General features: G+C 44.7%; 2 protein-coding genes. Both read right to left on the bottom strand.

Annotated elements, in window-relative coordinates:
* Nucleotides 1–189: 189 nt before the first annotated feature.
* Nucleotides 190–1,032, bottom strand: a complete 843-nt coding sequence (locus CYP77_RS00245) for a YwqG family protein (protein WP_103566647.1) — start codon at nt 1,030–1,032, stop codon at nt 190–192.
* 13 nt (nt 1,033–1,045) lie between these two features.
* Complete coding sequence (locus CYP77_RS00240) at nt 1,046–1,876, bottom strand: CbrC family protein (protein ID WP_103599653.1); 831 nt, start codon at nt 1,874–1,876, stop codon at nt 1,046–1,048.
* Between the last annotated feature and the right edge of the window lie 2 nt (nt 1,877–1,878).

Below are 1,878 nucleotides of genomic sequence, written 5' to 3'. Positions count from 1 at the left end.
TAGTATGGGAGTAAAAGTCACTTGCAAGGTAAATTTAACTAGCTGCAAAACTACAAAAATTTAAATTTCATCTACTATTTGCCTTTAAATTTTTAAATTTACACATTCTACGCGCGAAATTTAGATGGCATGCCAAATAATTTTACTACCAAATCCACACCAGCAAGAACTTTTGGCTAAATTTCGCCCCTAGCTTGTCTGCAAAACTAGCCACGTCTTGCTAAAGTTGCGCACCGCCAGGTCATCCCTCTTTATCCACAGATAAATTCTTCCCTCTCCGTCCCAGTCCATGTCGCTTTCCCAGTCGCTATCTATCTGCAAAAGCAGCTGCCACTGGGCGGCATTTTTCTCAAACTCAGCGATATTTTGGTGGTGATAAGCGCTACCATCGCCGCAGTCAAGGCCATTTGCTACGAGCTCACACTCTAGCTCCATGCCGTCTTGGATGTTGTCAGAGTGACCAAGTAGCTTGTTTTCTTTGGCCTGCCAGCTTGGCTCGATGACCTCGTGATATGCCGCCCACTCCTCCTCACTAAATTTACCAAATGGCACGATCGAGCTTTGCAAACTTGGCAAATTTAGCTCGTTTTTAAAGCTAAGAGAGCGTGCGCCAAATGTGAAATTTCCGCCATCCATGTTTTGGCGAGCAAGCTGGTCTTGAGCTGCCTCGGCAAAGATCACGGCAAAGCCCTTTTTATCAGCAGGGTCGTAACCCCAAATCCGTAAATTTATATCATAAAAAAGATAGAGCATGCCACTTTTTGGTAGCAACCCGTCGGTGTCAAATTTGCTAGTTTCAGCAAAATTTATCTGCGCCACAAAGCTAAGCGCGCCGTTTTCATTTGACGGCCAAGGCACGCTAGCTGGCAGATCCGGCTGTCCGCCAAATTTAGACGCTCCAACAGCGATATCATCGTCATCTTTAGCCTGAGCATCTATCTTTATAGCATTTTTAGCCATTGGCTTTAAAAACTCAAAAAGCCCCTCCAGACCGCGCTCTTTGCAGCCTTTATAAATTTCATTTAGATCCATATTTTTTCCCTTTCTAGCAAGCATCGATGTAGATGTGATACTTTTTACAGTGCAGGCAGCGAAACAAATACCCAGCAAAGTTGCCGCCCGACACGAGCATCTCGCGCGCCATTTTCACGTCATACTCGTCCCTTTTTGTGTAGTCATCAAAGACCTCGTCTGCAATGCCGAGCTCCTCAAGCTCCTTCGTGCCCACATCTCCCAAAAATGCGCAATAATCATCACAGCACACCACCCAGTGCTCGCCCTGCCAGCTCTCATAGCCAGGTGTTCTTCCAAAAAGCTCCTCATCTTTTTTGGTGTCATCCGTGGCGAGTTTGTCGGCGTCTTGCACAAATGTAGCGTCAAATTTCTTAGCAGCTGCGCCGTTTGCGATGCAGGCTGGGCAAAGATAGGTGACGTCTTGCTCGCTGTATATGCCATTTTCATAGTAAATTTCAGTGTTTTCGCCGCAGCACTCACAAGTGACACTCATATCATCTTTAAATGCACCAGTTTTTAAAGGCTCTGGGTGATAGCGAAATTTTGGCAAGGTGGCAGCCTTTGCCTTTTGGGCTAAAATTTGCTCTTTACTCTTTGGTCTTGGCACAGCCCATTTGTCGCCCTCATCCACAAACTGCGCAAGATAGCCAAGCGTTTTTAGCTGCTTTTTGTCGTTTCTATCGTGTATCTTTAAAAGTAGTTCATAAGCACTCTTTTGCATAGATAAAAGCTGATAAATATCTACTAAAACGTGTTTTGCCTGCGTGTCCTTGCTTGCTTCAAGCTCTTCTTTAAACTGGTACAAAGCCTCTACGCTTGCTGCATTACCGTTATTTTTGTAGTAATCTTTTGAAAGTTTTATAT

It is taken from the genome of Campylobacter concisus, from assembly GCF_002913865.1.
Taxonomy (GTDB): domain Bacteria; phylum Campylobacterota; class Campylobacteria; order Campylobacterales; family Campylobacteraceae; genus Campylobacter_A; species Campylobacter_A concisus_AM.
The sequence above is the reverse complement of the archived record's forward strand: the minus strand, read 5'-3'. Positions and strand labels throughout refer to the sequence as shown.